This is a genomic window from Streptomyces sp. RPT161 (genome assembly GCF_027533845.1).
In the GTDB taxonomy this organism is placed as follows: Bacteria; Actinomycetota; Actinomycetes; order Streptomycetales; family Streptomycetaceae; genus Streptantibioticus_A; species Streptantibioticus_A silvisoli_A.
Map to the genome: position 1 here is coordinate 447,982 of NZ_JAPZVN010000003.1, position 19,141 is coordinate 467,122.

18 protein-coding genes are annotated in these 19,141 nt (G+C 70.8%); 5 read left to right on the forward strand and 13 right to left on the reverse strand.

Annotation, left to right across the window (positions count from 1 at the left end; all coding sequences use genetic code 11):
- The first annotated feature begins 137 nt into the window (after nt 1-137).
- Nucleotides 138-584, forward strand: a complete 447-nt coding sequence (locus tag O5O46_RS10135; RefSeq protein ID WP_269854980.1) for a TIGR03618 family F420-dependent PPOX class oxidoreductase — start codon at nt 138-140, stop codon at nt 582-584.
- 91 nt (nt 585-675) lie between these two features.
- On the opposite strand, the gene O5O46_RS10140 is transcribed toward O5O46_RS10135, so the two are convergent.
- The 5 genes from O5O46_RS10140 to O5O46_RS10160 form a co-directional block, all read right to left on the reverse strand.
- Nucleotides 676-1,425 carry a GNAT family N-acetyltransferase gene (locus tag O5O46_RS10140; protein ID WP_269854981.1) on the reverse strand — a complete coding sequence of 250 codons (750 nt, stop codon included), beginning with the start codon at nt 1,423-1,425 and terminating at the stop codon, nt 676-678.
- A gap of 57 nt (nt 1,426-1,482) precedes the next feature.
- Nucleotides 1,483-3,885, reverse strand: a complete 2,403-nt coding sequence (locus tag O5O46_RS10145) for an excinuclease ABC subunit UvrA (RefSeq protein ID WP_269854982.1) — start codon at nt 3,883-3,885, stop codon at nt 1,483-1,485.
- A gap of 418 nt (nt 3,886-4,303) precedes the next feature.
- On the reverse strand, nt 4,304-4,720 hold the full coding sequence (locus tag O5O46_RS10150; RefSeq protein ID WP_269854983.1) for a VOC family protein: 417 nt from the start codon (nt 4,718-4,720) through the stop codon (nt 4,304-4,306).
- Nucleotides 4,721-4,730: 10 nt separating this feature from the next.
- Nucleotides 4,731-5,168 carry a helix-turn-helix domain-containing protein gene (locus O5O46_RS10155; protein WP_269854984.1) on the reverse strand — a complete coding sequence of 146 codons (438 nt, stop codon included), beginning with the start codon at nt 5,166-5,168 and terminating at the stop codon, nt 4,731-4,733.
- A gap of 279 nt (nt 5,169-5,447) precedes the next feature.
- The gene (locus tag O5O46_RS10160; protein ID WP_269854985.1) at nt 5,448-7,667 is read right to left on the reverse strand and encodes an NADP-dependent isocitrate dehydrogenase; all 2,220 of its coding nucleotides are present in this window, start codon (nt 7,665-7,667) and stop codon (nt 5,448-5,450) included.
- Between the two features lie 268 nt (nt 7,668-7,935).
- Here O5O46_RS10160 and O5O46_RS10165 point away from each other — a divergent pair, with 268 nt between their 5' ends.
- Entirely contained in the window at nt 7,936-8,640 is a 705-nt protein-coding gene (locus tag O5O46_RS10165; protein ID WP_269854986.1) for a hypothetical protein, read from the forward strand.
- Nucleotides 8,641-8,718: 78 nt separating this feature from the next.
- On the forward strand, nt 8,719-8,925 hold the full coding sequence (locus O5O46_RS10170) for a DUF1918 domain-containing protein (RefSeq protein WP_269854987.1): 207 nt from the start codon (nt 8,719-8,721) through the stop codon (nt 8,923-8,925).
- Nucleotides 8,926-8,928: 3 nt separating this feature from the next.
- On the opposite strand, the gene O5O46_RS10175 is transcribed toward O5O46_RS10170, so the two are convergent.
- On the reverse strand, nt 8,929-10,152 hold the full coding sequence (locus tag O5O46_RS10175) for a glycoside hydrolase family 10 protein (RefSeq protein WP_269854988.1): 1,224 nt from the start codon (nt 10,150-10,152) through the stop codon (nt 8,929-8,931).
- 107 nt (nt 10,153-10,259) lie between these two features.
- On the opposite strand from O5O46_RS10175, the gene O5O46_RS10180 reads away from it, so the two are divergent.
- Nucleotides 10,260-10,694 carry a DUF6314 family protein gene (locus O5O46_RS10180; protein WP_269854989.1) on the forward strand — a complete coding sequence of 145 codons (435 nt, stop codon included), beginning with the start codon at nt 10,260-10,262 and terminating at the stop codon, nt 10,692-10,694.
- 109 nt (nt 10,695-10,803) lie between these two features.
- Nucleotides 10,804-11,664 carry a 3-hydroxybutyryl-CoA dehydrogenase gene (locus O5O46_RS10185; protein ID WP_269854990.1) on the forward strand — a complete coding sequence of 287 codons (861 nt, stop codon included), beginning with the start codon at nt 10,804-10,806 and terminating at the stop codon, nt 11,662-11,664.
- An 86-nt stretch (nt 11,665-11,750) separates the two neighbouring features.
- On the opposite strand, the gene pheT is transcribed toward O5O46_RS10185, so the two are convergent.
- The 7 genes from pheT to infC all read right to left on the reverse strand — a co-directional run bounded on the left by pheT (nt 11,751) and on the right by infC (nt 19,138).
- Entirely contained in the window at nt 11,751-14,264 is a 2,514-nt protein-coding gene (pheT, locus tag O5O46_RS10190) for a phenylalanine--tRNA ligase subunit beta (RefSeq protein ID WP_269854991.1), read from the reverse strand.
- Nucleotides 14,264-15,409: a phenylalanine--tRNA ligase subunit alpha gene (pheS, locus tag O5O46_RS10195; protein WP_269854992.1), complete on the reverse strand. Its 1,146-nt coding sequence runs from the start codon at nt 15,407-15,409 to the stop codon at nt 14,264-14,266. The genes pheT and pheS overlap by 1 nt, the downstream gene beginning before the upstream one ends.
- A 158-nt stretch (nt 15,410-15,567) precedes the next feature.
- Nucleotides 15,568-16,689: a sensor histidine kinase gene (locus O5O46_RS10200; protein WP_269854993.1), complete on the reverse strand. Its 1,122-nt coding sequence runs from the start codon at nt 16,687-16,689 to the stop codon at nt 15,568-15,570.
- A 45-nt stretch (nt 16,690-16,734) separates the two neighbouring features.
- Complete coding sequence (locus tag O5O46_RS10205) at nt 16,735-17,574, reverse strand: TrmH family RNA methyltransferase (RefSeq protein WP_443072442.1); 840 nt, start codon at nt 17,572-17,574, stop codon at nt 16,735-16,737.
- 149 nt (nt 17,575-17,723) lie between these two features.
- Nucleotides 17,724-18,107 (reverse strand): 50S ribosomal protein L20, encoded by a 384-nt coding sequence (rplT, locus tag O5O46_RS10210; protein WP_255928596.1) that lies wholly within the window; start codon nt 18,105-18,107, stop codon nt 17,724-17,726.
- 97 nt (nt 18,108-18,204) lie between these two features.
- Complete coding sequence (gene rpmI, locus O5O46_RS10215) at nt 18,205-18,399, reverse strand: 50S ribosomal protein L35 (protein ID WP_269854995.1); 195 nt, start codon at nt 18,397-18,399, stop codon at nt 18,205-18,207.
- 115 nt (nt 18,400-18,514) lie between these two features.
- Entirely contained in the window at nt 18,515-19,138 is a 624-nt protein-coding gene (gene infC / locus O5O46_RS10220) for a translation initiation factor IF-3 (protein WP_269855159.1), read from the reverse strand.
- Nucleotides 19,139-19,141 lie beyond the last annotated feature (3 nt).

Sequence of the window (19,141 nt, forward strand, 5' to 3'; positions counted from 1 at the left end):
GTGCCGGTGGGCCAGCCCGCGGCGCGGTCTCGGCCGCAGGGGCAGGAGCGCGGGGATAGGTCCCCGCGTCGGCTTCACCCCTCGGAATCCCGGCTCTCCCGAGCTGTCCCGCCGATCATGGTTGATAGCCTCCCGGGATGACTGCGACGTTCGACGAAGCCGTTCGCGCCCGGCTGCAAGCCCCCAACATCTGGTACGTCGGCACCGTGTTCGCCGACGGAGCACCACAGGTCAGCCCGATGTGGGTGGATCTGGAGGGAGAGGGGGAGCTGATGTTCAACACCTCGGTGGGTCGGGTGAAGGAGGAGAACCTGCGCCGCGACCCCCGCGTCTATCTCTCGCACGCGGACGCCACGGACCCCTTCGACCGAGTGCAGATCAGTGGTGTGGTGGCCCGCTTCATCGAGGGTGAGGAGGCGCACGAGCGGATGGACCAGTTGGCCCGCAAGTACCTGGGCAGCGAGCGCTTCGAGTGGCTCATGCCGGGGGAGCAGCGGGTCGCGGTGATCGTGCGCCCGGTCAAGGTGCGGCACATCGTCGGGGTGGAGCGGTTCCGGCCCGGCGGCCCCGTCCCCGCTCCCTGACATGCACCCCCCGAGGCCGTCCTGCCGCAGGACGGCAGGACGGTCGGCAGGTGCCACGCTGCTGACCTGCGCCGTGCCGGAGGGTCAGTCCTCACCGGCCCTGGTCGGCAGGGGCGTTGCCTAGGCGAACGCTGAGCTGGGCACCCAGTTCCTGGAAACCCAGAGCTGCAGCCACCCGCTGTGACGGATAGGGCCGTGCTCTCCACTGGGGCAGCAATCCGACATCAAGGGCATGGGCCACTGCTGCGGACGCCACGGTCCGGGCCAGGTGCCGTCCCCGGTAGTGCGGAGCAACCAGCACGCTCAGGTGGGCCACTGACCGCGGCCAGGACTGGTACCCGGCCGCGGCCACCACCTCGTCGCCCCGGCGCAGCGTGAACGCGGGAGAGGAGATGTCCGCCAGACCGCTCTCGCCTGCCTCCTCCTCCCCGGCCAGGGCCAGCAGTTCGGCCAGGTCGTCAGTAACGTGACCGACCGGCAACTGCTTGACCCCGGTAACTTCATGCGCAGGAAGAAAGCCGTCCCGGCCGACATAGAAGAGCGCAGCCGGCCCGAGGACATCGAGTACAGGCAGCACCACACGCAGACGAGCGACCTCGAAGAGCTCTTCGAGGGACAACCTCCGCGCGGCGTCGTCCATCATCCCGGCGGTCCGCACGCTCGGCGCGGTGACGATGGCGGCGTCACCGATCCGCACGACCCCGGTCCACGACGGCGGACACAACCGAGCCCCGGGCGCGACCACCACATTCACACCTCCCGACGGGCGGAAATCCACTGGTGTGCCCGCCAGCTCCGCCCACAGTTCCCGGGCGCGAGCGAGCAGGAGATCGTCAGCCATGGCCGCATCCTGTCGGCTCCGTCAGCCGGAGCGCGACCGGATTCCGCGAGGTCTCGGTCAGGTGCCGACGTAGGCCGCGAGGTGCTCGCCGGTGAGGGTGAAGCGGGCGGCGACGAGGTCGGCCGGTGTGCCCTCGAAGACGATTCGGCCGCCGTCGTGGCCGGCGCCGGGGCCGAGGTCGATGATCCAGTCGGCGTGCGCCATGACCGCCTGGTGGTGCTCCACGACGATGACCGACTTGCCGGAGTCGACGAGCCGGTCGAGCAGCCCGAGCAGGTGCTCGACGTCGGCGAGGTGGAGGCCGGCGGTCGGCTCGTCGAGGACGTAGACGCCGCCCTTGTCCGCCATGTGGGTGGCCAGTTTCAGCCGCTGCCGCTCGCCGCCGGACAGCGTGGTGAGCGGCTGGCCGAGGGTGAGGTAGCCGAGCCCGACGTCGGCGAGCCGGCCGAGTATGCGGTGCGCGGCCGGCGTGTGCGCCTCGCCGGCGCCGAAGAACTCCTCGGCCTCGGCCACGGACATCGCCAGCACCTCGCTGATATCGCGGCCGCCGAGGTGGTACTCCAGCACCGACGCCTCGAACCGCTTCCCCTCGCACTCCTCGCAGGTGGTGGTGACTCCAGCCATCATCGCCAGGTCGGTGTAGATGACACCGGCGCCGTTGCAGTTGGGGCAGGCGCCCTCGGAGTTGGCGCTGAACAGCGCGGGCTTCACGCCGTTGGCCTTCGCGAACGCCTTGCGGATCGGCTCCAGCAGCCCGGTGTACGTCGCCGGGTTGCTCCGTCGCGAGCCGCGGATGGCGCCCTGGTCGATCGACACCACACCCGCACCATCGGCCCCCGGCTGTTGGGGCAGCGACCCGTGCACGAGCGAGCTCTTGCCGGAGCCGGCGACGCCGGTGACCACGGTGAGCACGCCGAGCGGGATGTCGACGTCGACGTCGCGCAGGTTGTGCGTCGTCGCGCCGCGGATCTCCAGCGTGCCGGTGGGCTTGCGCACCGTCTCCTTCACGGCGGCCCGGTCGTCGAGATGGCGGCCGGTGATGGTGCCGCCGGCCCGCAACCCCTCGACGGTGCCCTCGAAGCAGACGGTGCCGCCCGCCGTACCGGCGCCGGGACCGAGGTCGACGACGTGGTCGGCGATCGCGATCACCTCCGGCTTGTGCTCCACGACGAGCACCGTGTTGCCCTTGTCCCGCAGCCGTAGCAGAAGGTCGTTCATCCGCTGGATGTCATGGGGGTGCAGGCCCGTGGTGGGCTCGTCGAAGACATAGGTGGTGTCGGTGAGCGAGGAGCCGAGGTGGCGGATCATCTTGACGCGCTGCGCCTCGCCACCCGACAGCGTGCCCGAGGGACGATCGAGCGAGAGGTACCCCAGGCCGATCTCCACGAACGAGTCGAGGGTGTGCCGCAGCGCAGTGAGCAGCGGCGCCACCGACGGCTCGTCGAGGCCGCGGACCCATTCGGCCAGGTCGCTGATCTGCATCGCGCAGGCGTCGGCGATGCTGGTCTTCTTGATCTTCGACGACCGGGCCGCCTCGCTGAGCCGGGTTCCGTCGCAGTCGGGGCAGGCGGTGAAGGTGATCGCCCGGTCCACGAACTCCCGGATGTGCGGCTGCAGCGAGTCGACGTCCTTGGAGAGCATCGACTTCTGGATCCGCGGGATCAGCCCCTCGTAGGTCATGTTGATGCCCGCGATCTTCATCCTGGTCGGCTCGCGGTGTAGGAAGTCGTGCAGTTCCTTCTTGGTGTACTTGCGGATCGGCTTGTCCGCGGCGAAGAAGCCCGACTCGCTGTAGAGGCGATAGTTCCAGCCGCCCGCCTTGTAGCCGGGAACGGTGATCGCGCCCTCGGCGAGCGACTTCGAGTCGTCGTAGAGCTGGGTGAGGTCGACGTCGGAGACCGACCCCCGGCCCTCACAGCGCGCACACATGCCGCCGGTGCGGGAGAAAGTCTGCTTCACCGTCTTCTTGGCACCGCGCTCAACGGTGATCGCGCCGCTCGCCCGGACCGAGGGGACGTTGAAGGCGTAGGCGCTGGGCGGGCCGATGTGCGGCTTCCCGAGCCGGCTGAAGAGGATGCGCAGCATCGCGTTGGCGTCGGTGGCGGTGCCGACCGTGGAGCGGGGGTCGGCCCCCATTCGCTGCTGGTCGACGATGATCGCGGTCGTCAGCCCTTCGAGCACGTCGACCTCGGGCCGCGCCAGCGTCGGCATGAACCCCTGCACGAAGGCGCTGTAGGTCTCGTTGATCAGCCGCTGCGACTCCGCGGCGATCGTGTCGAACACCAGCGAGCTCTTGCCCGAGCCGGAGACGCCGGTGAAGACCGTCAGCCTGCGCTTCGGAATCTCGATGCTGACGTCCTTGAGGTTGTTCTCGCGCGCGCCGTGCACGCGGATCAGATCGTGGCTGTCGGCAACGTGCTGCGCAGGCGACTGCGTGTCCGTCCTCTTGGCCTTGCTCATCGTGTCTCCATAGGTGGGCGAGGCCGCCCTCGCGGCCTCTGTCTGCGTCGCCCGGCTCGATCTGACCAGCTTCGAGCAGTACGTCTGGTTCTCGGCGCGGTCGTGGCAACGGTAGCTGGCCACCCGACCGGTGGTGCCGGCCGGGGCGCCGGACCGACCATCCCCGTCGGGCATGGGCTCGCGGTCGTGCGGGCGGCGCACATCGCGTCCGGCCCGCGTCGAGGAAGTGGCCGTGCGCGACCGCGCCAGCGGTGGCAGCCGCCAGCGGGCGCGGCGCGCGATCGTCTGGAACATGACGCGGGCCAGGCGGCGCTTCGCGCCGCTCGTGGCGTGCGCCGACTCGTCCCCCAGGTACGCCTCGATCCCCGCTCGGGGCGTTTGCCCCCGCGGTCCACCCGGACCCTGCGGCGGGCGGTGCTTACCGCTTGCGGGGCTGGTTGAAGCGGAGCATGTTGCCGGCCGGGTCGCGGAAGGCGCAGTCGCGGACGCCGTAGGGCTGGTCGATCGGCTCCTGCAGCACCTCACCACCGGCGGCCCGGATGCGTTCGAAGGTGGCGTCGCAGTCGTCGGTGGAGAAGATCACGCCGCGCAGCATGCCCTTGGCCAGCAGTTCCGCCATCGCCTGCTTGTCGGCCGGCGAGGCGTTGGGGTTGGCCAGCGGCGGTTCGAGGACGATCTCCACGTCCGGCTGCGCGGGCGAGCCGACGGTCACCCAGCGCATCCCCTCGAAGGCGACGTCGTTGCGCACCTCCATGCCGAGGATGTCGCGGTAGAAGGCGAGCGCCTTGTCATGGTCGTCGACTGCGATGAAGCACTGTGCGAGCTTGATGGTCATGCCTCCGACGCTACGAGGCGGCGGCGGATTCCGCTTCTTCGATCCTGACCGGTTGGCCGGTCCTGACCGGTCGCGTGAGGATCTTGGCGACGCACGCCGGGATCGCGGCGCCCGCCTCGTGGCGGCGGGCCCGGTAGGCGCTGGGGCTCTCGCCGACCAGTTCGGTGAAGCGCGAGCTGAACGACCCCAGCGAGGTGCACCCGACCGCGAAGCAGACCTCCGTCACGCTCATGTCGCCCCGCCGCAGCAACGCCTTCGCCCGCTCGACGCGGCGGGTCATCAGATAGCTGTAGGGCGTCTCCCCGAAGGCGGCGCGGAAGCTGCGGGAGAAGTGCCCGGGTGACATGAGCGCGACGTTCGCCAGCGCCGGAACGTCCAGTGGCCGCGCGTAGTCGCGGTCCATCACGTCCCGGGCGCGGCGCAGCCGTACCAGGTCCTCCAGGTTCATGCGCACCAGCATCGCACGTCGGCGGCCGGTCCTCGGCACGACCGGAACCCGATGGCGCGAAGCCGGGTCGCGGCGCCGCGGCGCGTAGCCGGTCGAGGCACCGTGTGACCGCCTCCACGACTTCCGGCGCGGCCTGCCGCCTTGGTGGCCACGGGCTGCTCCAGGACCCCGCGCTGTCCGCCTCGGGTGACCTCCTGGCTGAGACCCGGCCGCCCCGGCTGGCGAGGCCAGCCGGGGCGGAACAGGGGGTTGCGCGGGGCGGCGGGCCGCCCCGGCGGATCAACTCAGGCTGGCGAGGGCCTGGTTGAAGGTGGCCGACGGACGCATGACCGCCGCGGCCTTGGTGGCGTCGGGCTGGTAGTAGCCGCCGATGTCGGCGGGCGAGCCCTGCACCGCGACCAGTTCGTCGACGATGGCCTGCTCCTGCTCGGAGAGCGTCGCCGCGAGCGGGGCGAACGCCTTGGCCAGCTCGGCGTCGTCGGTCTGCTTGGCCAGCTCCTGGGCCCAGTACATGGCCAGGTAGAAGTGGCTGCCCCGGTTGTCGATGCCACCGAGGCGACGGCTCGGCGACTTGTTCTCGTTCAGGAAGGTGCCGGTGGCCCGGTCGAGGGTGTCCGCGAGCACCTGGGCCCGGGCGTTGCCGGTGGTCTTCGCGTACTGCTCGAGGGAGGGGACGAGGGCGAAGAACTCGCCCAGCGAGTCCCAGCGCAGGTAGTTCTCCTTGACCAGCTGCTGGACGTGCTTCGGCGCGGAGCCGCCCGCGCCCGTCTCGAACAGGCCGCCGCCCGCCATCAGCGGGACGACCGAGAGCATCTTGGCGCTGGTGCCCAGCTCCAGGATCGGGAACAGGTCGGTCAGGTAGTCGCGGAGCACGTTGCCGGTGACCGAGATGGTGTTCTCGCCGCGGCGGATGCGCTCCAGGGAGAACTTCGTCGCCTCGACCGGCGACATGATCTCGATCCGCAGGCCCTCGGTGTCGTGCTGCGGCAGGTAGTTCCTGACCTTCTCGATCAGCACCGCGTCGTGCGCCCGGTTCTCGTCCAGCCAGAACACGGCCGGGTCGCCGGTGGCGCGGGCACGGGTGACGGCGAGCTTGACCCAGTCCTGGATCGGCAGGTCCTTGGTCTGGCACATGCGGAAGATGTCGCCGGCGCCGACCACCTGCTGGAGCACCACGTTGCCGTTGCCGTCGACCACCCGCACCGTGCCGGTGGTGGGGATCTCGAAGGTCTTGTCGTGGCTGCCGTACTCCTCGGCCTTCTGCGCCATCAGGCCGACGTTGGGCACCGAGCCCATCGTCGCGGGGTCGAAGGCGCCGTTCGCCCGGCAGTCCTCGATGACGGCCTGGTAGACACCGGAGTAGCTGCTGTCCGGGAGGACCGCGAGGGTGTCCGCCTCCTGACCGTCCGGGCCCCACATGTGGCCGGAGGTGCGGATCATGGCGGGCATGGAGGCGTCGACGATGACGTCGCTCGGTACGTGCAGGTTGGTGATGCCGCGGTCGGAGTCGACCATCGCCAGGGCCGGGCCCTCGGTCAGCTCGGCGTCGAAGGACGCCTTGATCTCGGCGCCCTCGGGCAGCGACTCCAGGCCCTTGAAGATGCCGCCGAGGCCGTCGTTCGGGCTCAGCCCCGCGGCGGCGAGCGTCTCACCGTACTTGGCGAACGTCTTCGGGAAGAAGGCCCGCACGACGTGGCCGAAGATGATCGGGTCGGAGACCTTCATCATGGTGGCCTTCAGGTGCACGGAGAAAAGCACGCCCTCGGCCTTGGCCCGGGCCACCTGCTCGCTGAGGAACTCGCGCAGCGCGGCGACGCGCATGACGGACGCGTCCACGACCTCTCCGGCGAGCACCGGCACCGACTCGCGCAGCACGGTGGTGCTGCCGTCGTCCCCGGCAAGCTCGATGCGCAGCGAGCCGTCCTCGGCGATCACCGCGGACTTCTCGGTGGAGCGGAAGTCGTCGACGCCCATGGTGGCGACGTTCGTCTTCGACTCCGACGTCCAGGCACCCATGCGGTGCGGGTGGGCCTTGGCGTAGTTCTTCACCGACGCGGGGGCGCGGCGGTCGGAGTTGCCCTCGCGCAGCACGGGGTTGACGGCGCTGCCCTTGACCTTGTCGTAGCGGGCGCGGATGTCGCGCTCCTCGTCGGTCTTCGGGTCGTCCGGGTAGTCCGGCAGCGCGTAGCCCTTCTCCTGGAGCTCGGCGACGGCCGCCTTCAGCTGCGGGATCGAAGCCGAGATGTTCGGCAGCTTGATGATGTTGGCCTCGGGCGTCTTGGCCAGCTCGCCCAGCTCGGCGAGGGCGTCCGGGATCCGCTGGCCCTCCTCAAGACGCTCGGGGAAGCTGGCGATGATCCGCCCCGCCAGAGAGATGTCACGGGTCTCCACAGCGACTCCGGCGGTCGAGGCGTACGCCTGGATCACAGGCAAGAACGAATACGTCGCCAGGGCCGGGGCCTCGTCGGTGTGGGTGTAGATGATGGTCGAATCAGTCACCGGGTGCTCCGCTCCACGTCTGCACACATTGCTTGACATCAAGATATCCCGTGATCGACTCGACCTCGAAAGGGCCCTACGCTTTCCCGTCGCCGAGCGGAGCCGAGGCCGCCGCAACCCCCGGCCGAACCCCGGACACGCGTCCCGGATGGCGAGACATCACCCCTAACTTGGCTGCTGCCAGGCCAAGTTGCGCCATCCTTGGGGAACGATGGGCAGCCGAGTACCGCGGCTCCCGCGCGGACCAGGACGACGGAAGGCATTCAGCGTGACATCCCGGATACAGCGCCGCACCATGCTCGGACTCCTCGCGGCAGGCGCTGCCGCACCGGCACTGGGCGCCTGCGCGAAGGGCGGACACGCGTCGGACCCCACCGTCAGCACGGCGTCGACGGCACAGGTCGGTAGCGGAGGGCCGGACATGCTCATGATCATCCGGCACGCGGAGAAGCCCACCGGCTCCGGAGCCCCGTACGGGGTGACCGAGGCCGGCGAGAAGGACGACAAGTCGCTCACCATCCAGGGCTGGTCCCGCGCGGGCGCGCTGATCGGGTTGTTCGACCCGCGGGACGGTGACGGCCACCCCGCGCCGCCGCGCCCCGGCCTGGCCCGCCCGACCCGGATCTTCGCCGCCGACCCTTCCAGCGGTGGCAGCAAGCGCCCCAAGGAGACGGTCACCCCGCTCGCCGCCGCCCTGGGCACCTCGCTCGACCTGCGGTTCGCCAAGGGCCAGGAGGCCGCGCTGGCCGCCGCCCTGCGCAGCACCTCCGGGCCGACGCTGGTGGCCTGGGAGCACCAGAGCGTCGCGGCGATCATCGCCCATCTGGGACCGGTCACCCCGAAGCCGCCGGCGTCCTGGCCGGGGTCCCGGTTCGACGTGGTCTACGTCTTCAACCGGCACGGCGACGGCTGGAACTTCAGCCAGGTGCCGCAGCTGCTGCTCGCGGGCGACTCCCCGCATCCGATCGCCTGAGCGGGTGCGTCCGGGCCGTACCCGAATAGACTTGGCACATCCGCGCTAGGGAATTCATCACCGGCCGGGAGGTCAGCTATGCACGCGGACAAAGGCGACAAGATCCTGGTGCACGGCAGGACCGTGGGCCACCATGACCGGATGGCCGAGGTCATCGAGGTGCTGGGCGAGAAGGGCGACCCTCCCTACCGGGTGCGGTTCGAGGACGACGGGCACGAGTGCCTGATGTCGCCCGGGCCCGACTCGGTGGTACGGCACCTCAAGTCCCCGCCCACCGCGCACTGACCCTCAGCGAGGCGGCCTGGCCCGGGTCGGATAGTGGTCGGCGACCACCCGGGCCATCGCGCCGGACGGGTCGGCGATCACATCCCTCGCCGAGAAGTAGACGTTCCCCAGCACCTGCGGCCACGACCGGTCGAAGGCGAGGTGCCGGCTGAGTTCGCCCGGGTTCTGCCAGGCGGCGGGCTGGCCGGGTGCCTCCTGCCTGTAGAGCGCCTCCCCGATGTAGAGGTGGACCCCGGTGCCGTCCACGGCATCGGACCACCAGGGGACGAGTTTGGCGTAGTCGGCGGCGGCCAGGCCGATGTTCCAGTACAGCTGCGGGCAGACGTAGTCCAGCCAGCCCCTGCGCACCCAGCCGCGCGAGTCGGCGTAGAGGTCGTCATAGCTCTGGATCCCGGCCGCGGTCCGTGAACCGCGCGGATCCGCCGAATCGTTCCGCCACACCCCGAACGGGCTGATGCCGAACCGCGCGCCCGGTCGAAGCCGCTTGATCCGGGCGGCCGTCTCCCATACCAGCAGGTCCACGTTGTGCCGCCGCCAGGCGGCCCGGTCCGGGAAGCCGCTGCCGTACGCCTGGTACGCGTCCGCGTCGTCGAACTCCTCACCCGCCACCGGGTACGGGTAGAAGTAGTCGTCGAAGTGCAGGCCGTCCACCGGGTAGCGGCGCACCGCGTCCAGCATCGCCTCCCGGACGAAGCCGCGTACCGCGGGCAGCCCAGGGTTGTAGTAGAGCTGCCCGCCGTACTCGACCACCCAGTCGGGGTGCCGCCGCGCCGGATGCCCCGGCGCCAGCATGCCGGGATCGGGCTGCACCGAGACCCGGTACGGGTTGCACCAGGCGTGCAGCTCAAGCCCCCGGCGGTGGGCTTCGCGCACCGCGTGGCCGAGCGGATCCCAACCGGGGTCCCGGCCCTGGGTACCGGTGAGGTACCGCGACCAGGGCTCGTAGCGGGACGGCCAGAAGGCGTCGGCGGCCGGTCGCACCTGGAGCAGTACCGCGTTGAGCCGCCGGTCGACGGCGCTGTCGAGCAGCGCCAGCAGCTCGGCCCGCTGCTCGGGTACGCCGAGGCCGGGCGCCGAGGGCCAGTCGAGGTTGGCGACGGTGGCCGCCCACATCCCGCGGAACTGCTCGGGCAGCCGCTCCCGGGCGGCGGCGGGCCCGCCGCCCAGCGCACCGGTCAGCGCGCCCACGGCCGCCGCGGTGAAGTTCCTTCGGCTGATCGGCTCCATCACATCCCCTGACGACTCGTCAGATACTGGTCTGCCGATGATGTGCACGCGGCGCGCTCCTGGGCAACCCGTCAGGGCCACGGCGCGTCGCCGCTACGATCGACGGCGTGTCCCATCCCGTACCCGATGTGCTCGCCTACCTGGAAGGCCGATGGCGGGTGACGCGTACGGTCCGTGACCTCGGCAGCGGGGAGACCGGCTCCTTCGACGGGAGTTGCGAGTTCCGCCGGCAGCGCCCGGGCGGAGTGCTGCTGCACACCGAGGAGGGCCGGTTCACCTGGGGCGGCGTGACCCGGCCCGCCTACCGCGGCCACCGCTTCGAACCGGTCGGCGACGGCACGTGCGAGGTCCGGTTCACCGACGGCCGTCCGTTCCACCACCTCGACCTGCGCACCGGGCGCTGGGCGGCGCACCATCCCTGCGCCTCGGACGGCTACCTCGCTCAGTACACGGTGAGCGGTCAGGACCGCTGGCAGGTGGTGTGGCGGGTGACCGGACCGCACAAGGACCTGCTCATGATCACCGTCCACGACCGGCTCTGAAGGGCCCCGCGCACCCGGTGTAAGGTCGCGAAGTGGCGCGGGTCGACGGGGACCGGCCGCCCGCCGCCCGCGATCCGGGGGGCGACATGCGAACACGAGAGGCTGCACGGTGGGCGACATCCAGTTGGTCGGGGTAGTGGGCTGCGGTCAGATGGGCGCGGGTATCGCCGAGGTCTGCGCCAGGGCGGGGCTGGACGTACGAGTCGCCGAGACCAACGGTGAGGCGCTGGAGCTCGGCCGGACCCGGCTGGCGAACTCCCTCGGCCGGGCGGCCGAACGCGGCAAGATCACCGAGGCGGAGCGGGACGCCACACTGGACCGCCTCACCTTCACCACCGACCTCGGCGAGTTCGCCGACCGCGACCTGGTGATCGAGGCGGTGGTGGAGAACGAGCAGGTGAAGACCGAGATCTTCCAGGTGCTCGACCAGGTGGTGACCCGGCCGGACGCCATCCTCGCCTCCAACACCTCCTCCATCCCCCTGGTGAAGCTGGCCGTCGCCACCTCGCGCCCCGACCATGTGCTGGGCATCCACTTCTTCAACCCGGCGCCGGTGCAGAAGCTGGTCGAGCTGATCCCGGCGCTGACCACCGGTGAGCAGACGCTGCTGCGTACCGAGAAGCTGGTCACCGACGTGCTGGGCAAGCACGCCATCCGCGCCCAGGACCGGTCCGGGTTCGTGGTGAACGCGCTGCTGGTGCCGTATCTGCTCTCCGCGATCCGGATGTTCGAGTCCGGCATCGCCACCCGCGAGGACATCGACAACGGCATGGAGCTGGGCTGCGCCCACCCGATGGGACCGCTCAAGCTCTCCGACCTGATCGGCCTGGACACCATCGCGGCGATCGCGGACTCGATGTACGCCGAGTACAAGGAGCCGCTGTACGCCTCGCCGCCGCTGCTCCAGCGCATGGTCGACGCGGGCCGCCTCGGCCGCAAGAGCGGCCACGGCTTCTACGACTACGCGTAACCCGCGCTCTTCCGGGGCTTGGCGACAAGCCCGAACGACCGAGGGCCGGTCCGGCGAATCGCCGGACCGGCCCTCGGTCGTCACGGTCACGCGCCGCGCAGCACCGCTCCGGTGCGCTCGGCCGCCGCGGCCACCGCGGCGTCGCGAGCGGCGGACGCCTCCTCGGCGGTCAGCGTGCGGTCCGGGGCGCGGAAGCGCAACGCGTACGCCAGCGACTTCCTGCCCTCGCCGATCTGCTCACCGGAGAAGATGTCGAACAGCCGCAGATCCTCCAGGAGTTCACCCGCGCCCGCGCGCAGCGCGGCCTCCACGTCGGCGGCCGGGACGGACTCGTCCACCACCAGCGCGACGTCCTGGGTGGCCACCGGGAAGGTGGAGACCCGCGGTGCCCGCAGCGTGCCGCCACCGGCCCGCTCCACGAGCTCCAGGTCGATCTCCATCGCGCAGGTGCGCTCCGGCAGGTTCATCGCCTTGATGACCCGCGGGTGCAACTCTCCGGCGTGGCCGACCAGTTCCTCCCCCGCGTACAGCGCGGCGCACCGGCCGGGGTGCCAGGGCGCGTACTGGCCCTGACGGACGGCCAGTTCGACTCCGGCCTCACGGGCCACGGTACGGGCCGCCTCGACGGCGTCCGCCCAGGTCGCGGGGTAGCCCCTGCCCCACCAGCCCTGGGGCTCACGGGCACCGGTCAGCACGACGGCGGCGTGCACCGGCTGGTGCGGCAACGCGGCGTCCAGCGCGGCCAGTTCCTCGTCCGTGGGGCGCCGGTCCACCGTCAGCTTCGGCGGCGCCGGCTCCTCACCGGTGGGCAGGAAGACCAGGCCGGTCTCGAAAAGCGCCAGGTCCTGCGCACCGCGCCCGTGGTTGCGGCGAAGCGTGCCGAGCAGCCCGGGCAGCAGCGTGGTGCGCATCGCCGGTTCCTCGTCGGACAGCGGGTTGACCAGCGTCACCGAGCGGCGCCGTGCGTCGTCCGGCTCCAGGCCCATCTGGTCCAGCACCGCGTCACCGACGAACGGGTAGTTGAGCACCTCGACGTACCCGGCACCGGCCAGCGCGCGGCCGATGCGGCGGCGCAGCTGCTGCGACTCGGTCAGACCACGGCCGGAGGGCAGCTTCGGCAGCGTGGACGGCAGGTTCTCGTAGCCTTCGAGCCGGATGACCTCCTCGGCGAGGTCGTTCGGGTCGGTCAGGTCCGGGCGCCAGCTCGGCACGGTGACGACCAGCTCGTCGGCACCGTAGACGTCGCAGCCGACCTGCTGCAGCCGCCGTACCACGGTCTCCCGGCCGTACTCGGTACCGGCGACCCGGTCCGGGTGGTCCGCCGGGATGGAGATGGTGCGCGGCGCGGACGGGGAGATGACCTCGGTGACCCCGGCCTCGGCGGTGCCGCCCGCCAGCAGGACCAGCAGGTCGACGGTGCGCTGGGCGGCGGCCGAGGCGGCCTGCGGGTCGACGCCTCGCTCGAAGCGCTTGGACGCCTCGGAGGACAGCTTGTGGCGGCGGGCGGTGCGGGCCACCGCGACCGGGTCGAAGTGCGCGGCCTCGACGACGATCTCGGTGGTGCCGCGCACCTCACCGGTCTCCTCATCGCGGACCGGGTCGGCGATCTCGGTGTTGGCACCGCCCATCACGCCGGCCAGGCCAATCGGGCCGGAGTTGTCGGTGATGACGAGATCCTCGGGGTCGAGGACGCGCTGGGTGCCGTCCAGCGTGGTGAGCTTCTCGCCCGGATGGGCCCGGCGCACCCCGATGGGGCCGTCGAGACGGCCGCGGTCGTAGGCGTGCAGCGGCTGACCCAGCTCCAGCATCACGTAGTTGGTGACGTCCACGGCCAGCGAGACCGGCCGCATCCCGGCCTTCTGCAGCCGCCGCTGCAGCCAGATCGGCGAGACCGCCTCGGGGCTGACGTTCACCACGGTGCGCGCGGTGAAGCGGTCGCACCCGATGGGGTCGGCGACCTTCACCAGGTAGCCGTACGAGTTGGGGGCGGGCACGTCCAGCAGCGCCGGGTCGCGCAGCGGCAGCCCGTAGGCGGTGGCGGTCTCACGGGCGATGCCGCGCATCGACATGCAGTAGCCGCGGTCCGGGGTGACCGCGATGTCCAGCACCTCGTCGACCAGTTCCAGCAGCTCGATGGCGTCGGTGCCGACCTCGTGCTCCGGCGACAGCACGATGATGCCGTCGTGGTCGTCGCCCATGTCCAGCTCGCGGGCCGAGCAGATCATGCCCTCGGAGACCTTGCCGTAGGTCTTGCGGGACGCGATCTGGAAGTCGCCCGGCAGCACGGCGCCGGGCAGCGCGACGACGACCTTGTCGCCGACGCGGAAGTTGCGCGCACCGCAGATCACGTTCTGCGGCTCACCGGTGCCGTTGGCCGTGCCGACGTCCAACTGGCAGTAGCGGATGGGCTTCTTGAACTCGGTCAGCTCCTCGATGGCCAGCACCTTGCCGACCACCAGCGGGCCCTTCAGGCCCGCGCCGAGCTGCTCGACCTTCTCCACCTCGAGTCCGGCCGAGACCAGCCGCGCCTGCACATCGCGGCCGGTCTCGCCAGCCGGAAGGTCGACGTACTCCCGCAGCCAGGAAAGCGGGGCCCGCATCAGATCTCCATCCCGAACGGAAGGGTGAAGCGCACGTCACCCTCGACGATGTCTCGCATGTCCTCGACGTTGTGGCGGAACATCAGCATCCGCTCGATACCGAAGCCGAAGGCGAAACCGCTGTACTTGTTGGGGTCCACACCGCAGGCGGTGAGCACCCGCGGGTTGACCATGCCGCAGCCGCCGAGCTCGATCCAGCCCTCGGAGGAGCAGGTGCGGCACGGACGGTCGGGGTTGCCCACCGAGTCGCCACGGCACACGTAGCAGACCATGTCCATCTCGGCGGACGGCTCGGTGAACGGGAAGTAGTTGGGGCGCAGGCGGGTGCGCATGCCCTCCCCGAACAGCGCCTGCACCATGTGGTCCAGCGTGCCCTTGAGGTCCGCCATGGTCAGGCCCTCGTCCACGGCGAGCAGCTCGACCTGGTTGAAGACCGGGGTGTGGGTGGCGTCCAGCTCGTCGGTGCGGTAGACGCGGCCCGGGCAGATCACGTAGACCGGCGGTTCGCGGTCGAGCAGCGAACGGACCTGCACCGGCGAGGTGTGGGTGCGCAGTACGACATCGCCGGAGGCCGAACCGGTGCCGACCCGCCTGCCGTTGGCCTGACCGGCGTTGACGAAGAAGGTGTCCTGCATCGTGCGGGCCGGGTGGTCCGCGGCGATGTTGAGGGCGTCGAAGTTGAACCACTCCGCCTCGACCTCCGGACCCTCGGCGACCTCGTAGCCCATGGCCACGAAGACGTCGGCGATCCGGTCGGAGAGGGTGGTGAGCGGGTGCCGGGCACCGGCCGGGCGGCGGTCGTACGGCAGCGTGACGTCCACCGCCTCCTCGACCAGCACGCGGGCGTCGCGCTCGACCTCCAACTGCTCCTTGCGGGCGGCCAGGGCCTTGTTGACCGCGCCGCGCGCCTGGCCGACGCGCTTTCCGGCCTCCGCCTTGGCGTGCGGCGGCAGCGCGCCGATCTCCCGGTTGGCGAGCGCGAGCGGTGAACGGTCACCGGTGTGGGCGACCTTCACCTCGTGCAGCGCGTCCAGATCGGCCGCGGCGGCGATGGCGGCGAGCGCCTCGTCGCGCATCCGCTCGATCTCTTCCGGTTTCAGCATCGCGACCTCGACAGGGTCGTACGACTTATTGGGTGCCGACATCTCTTCCCGTGTTTCCGGTTGGCTGGCGCGCGGTCTGTCTTCGACCTGGATGGCCTGTTTCCGACCTCTGTGGCCAAAGGTCGAGTCTAATGGGCACGGCGGCCGCGCCCGACGCACCCTGCAGTGGACCTGCGGTGGAAGAGGAAGCCCGTGGAGGCTCAGCCCATGAAGGCCGGTGCCCCGACGGGCAGGATAAATCGGAACTGGGCGCCGCCGCCGGGGGCCCGGGACACCGTGATCGTGCCGCCGTGCGCCTCGACGATGCCCTTGACGATGTACAGGCCCAGGCCGGTGCCACCGCGCCGGTTGCCCCGCCAGAAGCGGGTGAAGACGCGGCCCATCGACTCCTCCGGAATGCCGGGCCCCTCGTCGCTCACGGTGACGGCCGTTCCGGCACTGCCCCGCTCACGCGGGGACGACGAGGGCGCCACGTCGATGATGACAGTCCCGTCACCGTGCCGCACCGCGTTTTCCAGCAGGTTGCTCAGCACCTGCTGGAGCTTGTCCGGGTCGGCCCACAACGGGGGCAGCGGTCCGGTCACCCGCACCCGCAGCCGTTCGGCTGGGACGCCCGCCGCGATGAGCGCGGCCACCCGGTGGCGCACGGCGGCCTCGATGTCGACGAGTTGACGGCGCACTTCGAGCCGGCCGGTGTCGATCCGGGAGATGTCCAGGAGTTCGGCGATCAGCCGGGTGACCCGGTTGGCGTCCGCGTCGACGGTCTCCAGCATCAGCTTCTTCTGCTCGTCGGTGAACCGCTCCCACTTGGCGAGCAGGGTGGCGGTGAACCCCTTGACCGAGGTCAGCGGGGAGCGCAGCTCATGGGCGACGGTGGCGATCAGTTCGGCGTGGCTGCGCTCGGTGCGCCGACGGCTTCCGGTGCCGCGCAGCGCGACGACCAGGCGGCGCACCGGTCCGGCGGGGTGCTCGCGCACATAGCGGGCGGAGACCAGGACCTCACGGCCGCCGGGCAGCAGAAGGTTGCGTTCCGGTTGCCCGATCCGGATGGCCAGGCCGCGGTACGGATCGGTGACCGTCCACCAGCGGCGGCCTTCGAGGTCCTCCAGTGGCAGCGCGTGCTCGATCGGCAGGCCGATGACGTCCGCCGGGCGCAGTGCGGTCAGCCGGGCGGCGGCGGCGTTGAAGCAGACGACCCGCCCGGTCTCGTCGGCCACCACCAGTCCGTCGGGGAGGTCGTCGGGGTCCAGGCCGAGGTCCGCCAGGTCGGCGCCGAACAGCGCGACGCTCGTGGTGCGGCTGGCGGCGGTTCCGGCGTCCATCCCCCTGCTCCCCTTCGCTGCCCTTCACGGGTCCGGCCCGTCAGCCTACCGGCCGGAGGTTACTGAGCGGCACCCTCCCGCTGCGCGCTGCGCACGCGCCGAGGCGTACAGGCAGACCGCGGCGGCCGTCGCGAGGTTGAGGCTCTCGGCCCGGCCGTGGATCGGGACGCGGACCACCTCGTCGGCGAGCGCCCGCGTCTCCTCCGGCAGTCCCCAGGCCTCGTTGCCGAAGATCCAGGCGGTGGGGCCGCCCATGGTGCCCTCGTCCAGCTCGCTGTCCAGGTCCCGCTCCCCCGCGCCGTCGGCCGCGAGCAGCCGCACGCCCGCCTCGCGCAGCCCGGCGACCGCGGTGTGCACCGGGACGCCGACCGCCACCGGCAGGTGGAACAGGCTGCCCACCGAGGCGCGCACGGCCTTGGGGTTGTACAGGTCGACCGAGGCGTCGGTGAACACGACCGCGTCGGCGCCGGCGGCGTCCGCGCAGCGCAGCACCGTTCCGGCGTTGCCGGGGTCGCGGACGTGCGCGAGGACGGCGACCAGCTTCGGGCGGGCGCGCAGGATCTCCTCGAACGGCGAGTCGAGGAACCGGCAGATGCCCACGATGCCCTGCGGGGTCACGGTGTCACAGACCTCGGCCACGACCTCGTCGGTGGCGGTGAACACGGTGACGCCCGCGGCGCGGGCCGCCGCGACGATGTCGGCGTGCCGCCGCATCGCCTCCGCCGTCACATACACCTCGATCAGGTGCCCGATCGCCTCACGGACCGCCTGCGGCCCCTCGGCGATGAACCGGCGCTCCTTGCCGCGGAAGCTGCGCTTGGCGAGCCGCCGTGCGGCGCTGACGCGCGGGGATCGCAGGGAGGTCAGCTGGGGGGTCTGGCTCAAGGTGCGCAAGCTTTCGGTTCAGGGGCGGTCGCCGGGTGCGGGTCCGTTGTGCCCAGCCGTTCCGCCCTGCGGAACGACCGACCACAACGGAGGGCCCGCAGGGAGATCCCTGCGGGCCCGGAAGCCTTGACGGCTCAGCGCAGCGTCACTCACGCGGCCTTCGGCGCGTTGACGTCGCTCGGCAGCGCCTTCTGCGCGGCCTCGACCAGCGCGGCGAACGCGTTGGGGTCGTTGACGGCGAGCTCCGCGAGGATCTTGCGGTCCACCTCGATGTTGGCGGCCTTCAGACCCTGGATGAAGCGGTTGTAGGTGATGCCGTTGGCGCGGGCAGCGGCGTTGATGCGCTGGATCCACAGCTGACGGAAGTCGCCCTTGCGCTTCTTGCGGTCGTTGTAGTTGTAGACGAGGGAGTGGGTGACCTGCTCCTTCGCCTTGCGGTACAGGCGGGAACGCTGCCCGCGGTAGCCGCTGGCCTGCTCGAGGATTGCCCGGCGCTTCTTGTGGGCGTTCACTGCCCGCTTGACGCGTGCCACTTGGTAACTCCTTGTTGGGGACCGCGGTGGTACTCACACGGCCCGAAAACGAATTGGTCCCGGTCAGTCGGCGCGCCCCCGTCGGGGGCGCGGTCCGTCACTTGCCGAGAAGCTTCTTGATCTTCTTGGCGTCGGCCGGAGCCATCTCGGCGTTGCCGGTGAGGCGGCGCGTCAGCGCGGACGACTTGCGCTCCAGCAGGTGGCGCTTGCCGGCACGCTCACGCAGCACCTTGCCGGAGCCGGTGATCTTGAACCGCTTGCTCGCACCACTGTGCGTCTTGTTCTTCGGCATGGCGCCGTAGTCTCCTCATCGCTGGCCCTCCCGTCCGCGACCAGGGCGGACGGAGAGCGTCAGTCAGTACTGCATTGCATACCCAGGGTTCACCCCCGGGGTCTTGCTGGTTGCCTCAGCCGGCGTCGGCGGGAGCCTGCGGCTCCTCGGCCTCTTCGTCCTGCCTCGGCTGGCGACCGGCCTTGCGGGCGGCCTGCGCCTCGCGGGCCTCGGCCATCGCCTCGGTCTTCTTCTTGTGCGGACCGAGAACCATGATCATGTTGCGGCCGTCCTGCTTCGGGTTGGACTCCACGAAGCCCAAGTCCTGGACGTCCTCCGCCAGCCGCTGGAGCAGTCGGAAGCCCAGTTCGGGACGGGACTGCTCGCGACCACGGAACATGATCGTGATCTTGACCTTGTCGCCCTGCTTGAGGAACCGGACGACGTGACCCTTCTTGGTGTCGTAGTCGTGCGGGTCGATCTTCGGCCGGAGCTTCATCTCCTTGATGACCGTGTGCGCCTGGTTCTTGCGCGCCTCACGGGCCTTCATGGCCGACTCGTACTTGAACTTCCCGTAGTCCATGAGCTTGCACACGGGCGGGCGGGCGGTAGCCGCGACCTCGACCAGGTCCAGGTCGTACTCCTGTGCGAGCTCCAGGGCCTTGGCAAGCGGCACGATGCCCACCTGCTCGCCACTGGGACCGACGAGTCGCACCTCGGGGACGCGAATCCGGTCGTTGATGCGGGGCTCGGCGCTGATGGG